The following is a 7,967-nucleotide window of genomic DNA, read 5'->3' on the forward strand; positions in this document are numbered from 1 at the left end:
GTGCCAGAATGAAAAAAGTTGGTTTTTTTCGATCGATCCACCTGAAGTTCGTGATTATTTACGTTCTGCTGATCCTGGTTGCGATGCAGATCATTGGCGTGTACTTTGTCCGCAAATTGGAAACGACACTGATGACGAATTACCAGAATTCTGTCAAACAACGGGTGAATCTGCTTGTCTATGATATCCAGGAAGAGATGGTAAAGGAGCGCGGAAAAGAGGATCCGACCAAGGAAGATGCCATCAGAGAGATTTTAAAAGGCTATAGGTCCTCGGATATATCCGAGATAAGGGTGATTGATGGCGGAAGCTTCAAGATCCTTGGCACTTCGAATTCGAACAACCAGGGGATTGTCGGCCAGAGGACGCCAGACCTGAAAATCAAACGCTCCATCGTTTTTGAAGAGGATGAAGACGCCATCCAGATGGACAAGAAGAGCACCAAAAGGGTTTGGGTGCTTTCAACGCCAATCATGCATAACAACGAAGCGATTGGCGCTGTCTATCTGGTGGCGAAAGTGGAAAATATTTTTTCCCAGATGAAGGATATCAATAAAATCCTGGCTACCGGGACGGCAATCGCCTTGATTTTCACCGCAATTCTCGGTATATTGCTGGCCCAGACCATCACAAGGCCAATCTCGGATATGCGCAAACAGGCATTGGCGATGACGAGAGGGAACTTCTCCCGGAAGGTCAAAGTATATGGATATGACGAAATTGGCCAACTGGCCCTGACTTTCAATAACCTGACAAAAAAGCTCCAGGAAGCCCAGGCAACGACTGAGGGAGAAAAACGGAAGCTTTCTTCTGTCATTTCGCATATGACGGACGGCGTCATTTCCACTGACCGTAAAGGGAGGATCATCCTGATTAACGCACCAGCAGAGGAGATGCTGGGTGTTTCACGTGAAACAGTGCTTTCACAGCCAATCGTGTCTGTTCTCGGACTCGATGAGGACTACACTTTCGATGATTTGCTGCAGGAAAAAGATTCGATCATCCTGGATTACAGCACGAAAGGCAAACCGTTCATTTTGCGTGCCAACTTTTCTGTCATTCAAAAGGAAAGCGGGTTTGTCAACGGATTGATTGCCGTACTCTATGATGTCACGGAACAAGAAAAAATCGACATGGAGAGGCGCGAGTTCGTTGCCAATGTATCACATGAATTGCGTACGCCTTTGACAACGATGCGCAGCTACCTGGAGGCACTGGCCGAAGGAGCGTGGAAGGACGAAGAAATCGCACCGAATTTCCTTGAAACGACCCGGAATGAGACGGAGCGGATGATTCGCCTTGTCAATGACTTGCTCCAGCTTTCGAGGATGGACAGTGTTGACTACCGGCTTTCTAAAGAATGGGTGAATTTCCCGGTTTTTTTCAACCGGATCATTGACCGGTTCGAGATGACAAAAAGCCAGTATGTCACATTTGTCCGCGAAGTGGATGAGGATGCTATTTTTGTGGAAATCGACGAGGATAAAATTACGCAGGTACTCGATAATATCATTTCAAATGCGATGAAGTATTCGCCAGAAGGCGGAACCATCACCTTCCGGACAGAACTTTCCGAGGATAAAATCACCCTCAGCATTTCCGATGAAGGCGTAGGGATACCAAAGGATAATCTGGAGAAAATTTTCGACCGTTTTTATCGGGTTGACAAGGCAAGGACAAGGAAGCTTGGCGGAACAGGACTCGGCCTGGCGATTGCAAAGGAAATGGTCAACGCCCATGGCGGGGAAATTTGGGCAACGAGTGTGGAAGGGAAAGGGACAACGATCTTCTTCACCCTTCCTTATGACCAGAATGCAGAGGATGATTGGTCATGACATATGAAAACATTAAAACCACGATTCTGACAATCCTTGTCCTCCTAAGCGGGATCCTGACATGGAATATCTGGACATACCAGCCAAAGTACGAGATCGTCCCTAGCGAAAAGACCGTTGAGGAAGTAAGCATTGGGATGAAAAAAGAAATCAGGAAAGTCGTGAAGCCACATCAGGTCATTTACCATATTGGCGGGGAACAATATGGAACGATCGATAATGAACATATTGATAACATGATTGCCACGATCTCGAAGTGGAAGTTTTTCGATGTCAATAAATATCCGGGACGCATAGCGGATTTCAATGAAAAACTTGTCTCAGGGTCCAATACGGAGATCATTTTCCCGGATGAAGTCCCGATCGATCTTTTTAAGCGAGTCTTGAATATCGACGAAAAGGATTTGCCGAAGTTTGATTTTGACCGGATCATCATCCATGCTGAAACCCAGGAAAAACAGGATGGCATCATTTATTTCTACTCGCAGCAAAACCAGCAGATCTTTGAAAGCAATGTCAATCCAACTTTCATCAATCAATTTGCAGAAAAATTTTACAAGCGGGCAGGAAAGCTAACTCCATATTTCCTTTATTCCTTATCAGACACCAAGCGGATTTATTTGCCAGCCGGCGAAACGGAAATGATGAAATACACGTATTATCGTATCCCCTTGGAAATGGAGCAATTCAAGGAAGCCCTGTTCAATGATCCAAGCTTTGTGCAGCGGAACATCATGGCAGACAGGGAGGAATACATGGATGATTACAGCAAGATGACCTTCGATAGGACGACGAAGATGATTTCATATGTTAATCCAATCCGTTACAATGATTCAGTGATTGGCACAAGCAACGTGCTGCAAAAGAGCATCGAATTCATCAACAGCCATGGGGGATGGACGGATGCATACCGATACGTCTATAAAGATGATTTTAACCAGAAGGTGCGGTTCCGGCTCTACAGCAAGGAAGGCTATCCAGTATTCAACTCCATAGGGATGTCGGAAATCCACCAGCAATGGACACAATCGCAAATCAGCAGATATATACGTCCAGGTTTCCAACTGGAGCTGCAGTTGAAACAGGATATGGAAACGGAAAAACTTCCTTCCGGTTATGAGGCCCTGAAAATGCTGGAGGCAAAGAAAAACTTCAAGCCGGAGCTGCTCGGCAATTTGATGCTGGGATATTATATGAGGGAAATACCAACAGATGAAAGGCTGATCTCGTTGGAACCGGGATGGTTTTATCTATATAACCAGGAATGGCGGCGGCTGATATCGGAAGAGGAGGCAAGGAATCTTGGATTGGAGCAGAATTAAAACAATCTTTATTTTGACCTTCCTTGTCCTGGACATATACCTTGTGTACCAATTCATGAATACAAGGAGTGCGGCACAGTATGAAATTCCCAAAGAAGCTTCCCTGGAGGAAAAATTGAAAAATGACGATATCCGGTATGAGACGCTTCCCGAAGTGGTAAAGGAACAATACATCAGCGTAAAGGCGAAGGTGTTCACCGACGAGGATATTAGGAAGGCAAAGGGACAAGCAGCCATCCTTGGGGAAGGGACCTTGCTCCAGGTCGAGCTGGAAGAGCCGTTCACGCTGTCGAGCAGTTTTAAACCATCGGAAGTCAGCCCGTATGTAAAGGGAAATATCTTTTCAGGCGAACAATACGATTTCTGGAAAAAGGATGATGAAGAACGGACACTTACCTATTACCAGAAGCATAAAGGCAAAACGTTCTATTACAATAACAGCGCGAAGCTGACGCTTTATTTCAATGAAAAAAATGAAGTGACTTCCTATCAGCAAACCTACTTGGAGGTCATGGATGAAATCAGCGAGCAAGAGGAAGTCCTGCCGCCATTGCGGGCACTTGAAAACCTCTATAAAAAGGGTCTGCTCAAGCCGAAAAGCAAGATCACGAAAGTGGAGCTTGGCTACTCGACCCTTGTGCAGCTGACGGCTTCCCATGTCCTGACCCCGACATGGAGGATTGTCGTCGACGGCAAAGAAAATCTCTTTGTCCATGCATTTGACGGACGGGTCATCCCATTGACAGAAAATGAGACTAACCTAACGGAGTGAAGAGATATGACATTGCATTTTAGTGTTCTCGCCAGCGGGAGTACGGGAAATGCGATCTTTGTGGAGACGGAGGACCAATCGTTTTTGGTCGATGCCGGCTTGAGCGGGAAACAGATGGAAGCTTTGTTCAAGGGCATCGGCCGCGAGATGAAAGACCTTTCGGGGATATTCGTGACGCATGAACACAGCGACCATATCAAAGGCCTCGGGATCGTTGCGAGGAGGTACAAGCTGCCGATCTACGCGAATGAAAAAACGTGGAAAGCGATGGACGGTTTGATTGGGGAAGTCCCTCTTGACCAGAAGTTCAGCTTTGATATGGAAACCGTGAAATCGTTCGGCGGCCTTGATATCGAGTCTTTTGGTGTTTCGCATGACGCTGCCGAACCGATGTTTTACGTATTCCACAAGGATGGCAAGAAACTAGCCCTGATTACCGATACAGGCTATGTCAGCGACAGGATGAAAGGCATCATCTCCAACGCGGATGCTTATGTATTCGAAAGCAATCATGATGTCCAGATGCTGCGGATGGGACGCTATCCATGGAACGTCAAACGCCGCATCCTGAGCGATTACGGCCATGTATCGAATGAGGATGCCGCCATCGCGATGAGCGAAGTAGCCGGCGACAAGACCAAAAAAATCTATTTGGCGCATTTAAGCCTGGATAATAACATGAAGGAGCTTGCCCGGATGTCCGTTGCCCAGACATTGGAAAGCAGGGGGATCATCGTCGGCGAGCAATTCGACCTGATTGATACAGATCCGAAGACTCCGACAGCGCTGACAGCGATTTAGCAAGTTTACACCAAAAATTCAAATGGGTATTAAAGGAGTAAAGGCATCTGATCGGATTCGCTTTTACTTCTTTTTTTCGGCAAAAATTGTCCAAGCTATAAAAGAAGGGCTTTCGTTTCAGGAAGCCGCTGTTTTGGTAGTATAATGAAAGATAGAAGAATGTGATGGAGTTCAAGGAAAGGGTTGGTAGACATTGGGATATTACGATGAAGATCAAAGCAGGTATCAACCGCAAAAAGGAAGGAAGGGCGGCTTTTTCGCAGCAGGCCTGGCAGGTGCGCTTCTTGGAGGATTGCTTGTGATTTTTTCAATTCCAGCCTTATCGAATTATGACCTGCTTCCGTACGATATCGAGCCGGACAACCAGCCGGTCTCCGTAGAAGACGGGAAAGGAAACGAGGAAAAACAAACGGCAACAAGAAATGTCTCCATCGATGTTTATTCCGGCGTTACAAAGGCGGTGGATAAAGCCGGGGATGCAGTAGTCGGCATCACGAATATCCAAGAGAGGACGGATTTCTGGGGACAATCGCAGTCAGAAGCAGGAGGGACTGGTTCTGGCGTTGTTTACAAAAAAGAAGGCGATAAGGCTTATATTGTGACAAACCACCATGTGGTCGCAAACGCACAGGAGCTTGAAGTCAACTTGAGCGATGGCACGAAAATCCCCGCAAAGCTGCTTGGCAGCGATATATGGACAGACCTTGCCGTACTTGAAGTGCCGGCAGAAAAGATTAAAGTTGTCGCGGAATTCGGCGATTCCGATAAGCTGAAGCCCGGCGAACCGGTCATAGCCATCGGTAATCCGCTTGGCCTCACATTTTCAGGTTCCGTGACGCAGGGAATCATCTCAGGAACGGAGCGCGCGATCCCAGTCGATATCAACCAGGACGGGACACCGGACTGGCAAGCCGAGGTCCTGCAGACTGATGCCGCGATCAATCCAGGGAACAGCGGCGGCGCGCTGATCAATATTGCCGGCCAGGTAGTCGGAATCAACTCCATGAAGATCGCCCAGCAGGAAGTGGAAGGAATCGGATTATCGATCCCAATCAATTCTGCGTCCCCTATTATTGACGACCTCGAAAAGACCGGGGAAGTCCAGCGACCGGTCATGGGTGTAGTATTGGCATCGGTGAGTGAACTGTCACTCTACAACCAGCAGAAAGTGCTGAAGCTTCCAGAGGACGTGAACTATGGAGTAGCGGTCAGGAGCGTCCAGCCTGGTTCGCCAGCAGATAAAGCAGGTTTGCGCGAGCTTGATGTCATTGTCGAGATGGACGGAGAAAAGATCAGCGATGCGGTTGATCTGCGGAAGCATCTGTATAACAAAAAGAAGGTCGGCGAAGAACTCAAAATCAAATATTACCGAAATGGAAAGCTTAAAGAAACAAAGATGACGTTAGCAGGCGAAACCATGTAGGTGCCAAGAAAGCAGGGAAATCGCTCCCTGCTTTTTGTGTTAAAATGGTCTGTGGATAATTTTTGATTACATTTTGGCAAATGGTACAATAAATAAAAAGAGGCGAAAGGATGAGGGAAAATGGTTTACTGTTGCGAAGAACATGTAGAACTGGCGCTGGATGAAGCGATCGATGAGTTCGAAGTCGCCCCGGAATTAATCAAGCTTGACGATGTGGACAAGTCAGGGTTTGCTTGTGGATACTGTGGAAAACCCGCTGCATATATTGTAGCGAACGGATGATCTCCCACTAAATGTGGATTGCGATGTGAATATGTGGATAACTTCTGTGGGTATCTTGTTTGTAAACTGTTCGTAAATTGTTTGTAAAGTGGGGATGACTGTGAATATCTCGATCGTGACGGTTGGAAAACTAAAAGAAAAATACCTCAAGCAAGGAATAGAAGAATACCTGAAACGGCTCGGCAGCTATGCAAAAGTGGAAGTGATCGAGGTAGCAGACGAAAAAGCCCCAGAGGAACTGAGCGAAACGGAAATGGTCCAGGTCAAGCAAAAGGAGGGCGAGCGCATCCTTGCCAAGATCAGCCCAGATGCGCACGTCATCGCCCTCGCCATCAACGGCAAACAAAAATCCTCCGAAGAACTCGCCGACACCCTCGACAAACTCGCCACCTACGGCAAAAGCAAAATCGCCTTCATCATCGGCGGCTCCCTCGGCCTCAGCAACGAAGTCCTCAAGCGCGCTGACGACCAGCTCAGCTTTTCAAAGATGACCTTTCCCCATCAGCTGATGAGGCTGATTTTGGTGGAGCAGGTGTATAGGGCTTTCAGGATAAATCGGGGTGAACCGTACCATAAATAAAGGTAAACTATTAAGGGACTCAAGCATGTCCCTTTTATATTTACCGTATAATATGGAGCTTGTTGACCAGGTATCTAGCTGCTGCTCAAGGTCTGGATAAATCTTTTGCAACAATTCGTAGCTGTCGGCCATAGCATCGATGGTGAAATCAAAGAAAAGGTTAATTTTTGTAATATGACGACCTATCCCACGCGGTGCTTCTATGCTTATCTGAATGTGATACTACGTCAAGAAAATAGACACAGATTTTTCTACCGCGCTTTCGCTTGGTGGCCTTCATAAAAAAGTTTAAATTAAGTGCGGTTTAAACTTTTTTATAAAGTTAAAATCAGGCCGCAGGACATCCGTTCATTTGTTCAAATTCATTCGGCGTATGATAGCCCAAAGTCGAATGGATCCTCTTAGAATTGTAGAAAAACTCAATGTACTCAAACAATGATTTTTTGGCATCTTCCCTAGAAATATACTTAGTCTGATAAACGAGCTCATGCTTAAGAATGCCGTGAAAAGACTCGATACAAGCATTGTCATAACAGTTCCCTTTTCGGCTCATGCTTCCTACCATATCGTACTTTTTCAATAATGCTTGATACTCTAAGGAGGCATATTGGACTCCCCGGTCAGAGTGGTGAACGACTCCTTTCCCTGGCTTTTGACGCTTGTACGCCATCTTTAACGCTGAGAGGACCAGCTCCTTTGTCATGGTCTTATCCATCGCCCAGCCCACTATTTTACGAGAATATAAGCCCATTACGGTCGCCAAATACAACCAGCCCTCATTGGTCGGAATATAGGTGATATCCGTTACTCATAACTGGTTTGGCCTGCTTGCTTTAAATTGACGATTCAAGACGTTTTCACTTACTGGATGCTGGTTCGAGTTCGTCGTTGCCTTGTATTTCTTGACCGTACAAGACTTCCATTGGTTCTTCGTCATAATGCGGGAGACCGT

Annotated in this window: 7 protein-coding genes and 1 pseudogene; 7 read left to right on the forward strand and 1 reads right to left on the reverse strand. The window is 46.5% G+C overall.

All coding sequences use genetic code 11. The annotated features are described in order from the left end of the window. Nucleotides 1–8 precede the first annotated feature (8 nt). The 7 genes from walK to rlmH all read left to right on the forward strand — a co-directional run bounded on the left by walK (nucleotide 9) and on the right by rlmH (nucleotide 7,015). Nucleotides 9–1,835 (forward strand): cell wall metabolism sensor histidine kinase WalK, encoded by a 1,827-nt coding sequence (gene walK / locus JJQ88_RS18985; RefSeq protein ID WP_210367609.1) that lies wholly within the window; start codon nucleotides 9–11, stop codon nucleotides 1,833–1,835. Continuing rightward, the gene (locus JJQ88_RS18990) at nucleotides 1,832–3,157 is read left to right on the forward strand and encodes a YycH family regulatory protein (protein WP_210367610.1); all 1,326 of its coding nucleotides are present in this window, start codon (nucleotides 1,832–1,834) and stop codon (nucleotides 3,155–3,157) included. The genes walK and JJQ88_RS18990 overlap by 4 nt, the downstream gene beginning before the upstream one ends. Next, nucleotides 3,138–3,929, forward strand: coding sequence for a two-component system regulatory protein YycI (locus JJQ88_RS18995; protein ID WP_210367611.1), 792 nt, complete (start codon nucleotides 3,138–3,140; stop codon nucleotides 3,927–3,929). The genes JJQ88_RS18990 and JJQ88_RS18995 overlap by 20 nt, the downstream gene beginning before the upstream one ends. 6 nt (nucleotides 3,930–3,935) lie before the next feature. Further along, nucleotides 3,936–4,730 (forward strand): MBL fold metallo-hydrolase, encoded by a 795-nt coding sequence (locus tag JJQ88_RS19000; protein ID WP_210367612.1) that lies wholly within the window; start codon nucleotides 3,936–3,938, stop codon nucleotides 4,728–4,730. A gap of 193 nt (nucleotides 4,731–4,923) precedes the next feature. Beyond that, a complete protein-coding gene (locus JJQ88_RS19005) occupies nucleotides 4,924–6,153 on the forward strand; it encodes a S1C family serine protease (protein ID WP_210367613.1) in 1,230 nt (409 codons plus the stop codon). A gap of 120 nt (nucleotides 6,154–6,273) precedes the next feature. Beyond that, nucleotides 6,274–6,435 (forward strand): CxxH/CxxC protein, encoded by a 162-nt coding sequence (locus JJQ88_RS19010; RefSeq protein WP_210367614.1) that lies wholly within the window; start codon nucleotides 6,274–6,276, stop codon nucleotides 6,433–6,435. A 100-nt stretch (nucleotides 6,436–6,535) separates the two neighbouring features. Beyond that, nucleotides 6,536–7,015 carry a 23S rRNA (pseudouridine(1915)-N(3))-methyltransferase RlmH gene (gene rlmH / locus JJQ88_RS19015; RefSeq protein ID WP_210367615.1) on the forward strand — a complete coding sequence of 160 codons (480 nt, stop codon included), beginning with the start codon at nucleotides 6,536–6,538 and terminating at the stop codon, nucleotides 7,013–7,015. Nucleotides 7,016–7,343: 328 nt separating this feature from the next. Here rlmH and JJQ88_RS19020 read toward each other — a convergent pair. Beyond that, nucleotides 7,344–7,967 (reverse strand): annotated as a pseudogene (locus JJQ88_RS19020) (IS3 family transposase); the annotation flags it as partial.

It is taken from the genome of Bacillus sp. REN3 (assembly GCF_017912555.1).
Classification (GTDB): Bacteria; Bacillota; Bacilli; order Bacillales; family Cytobacillaceae; genus Mesobacillus.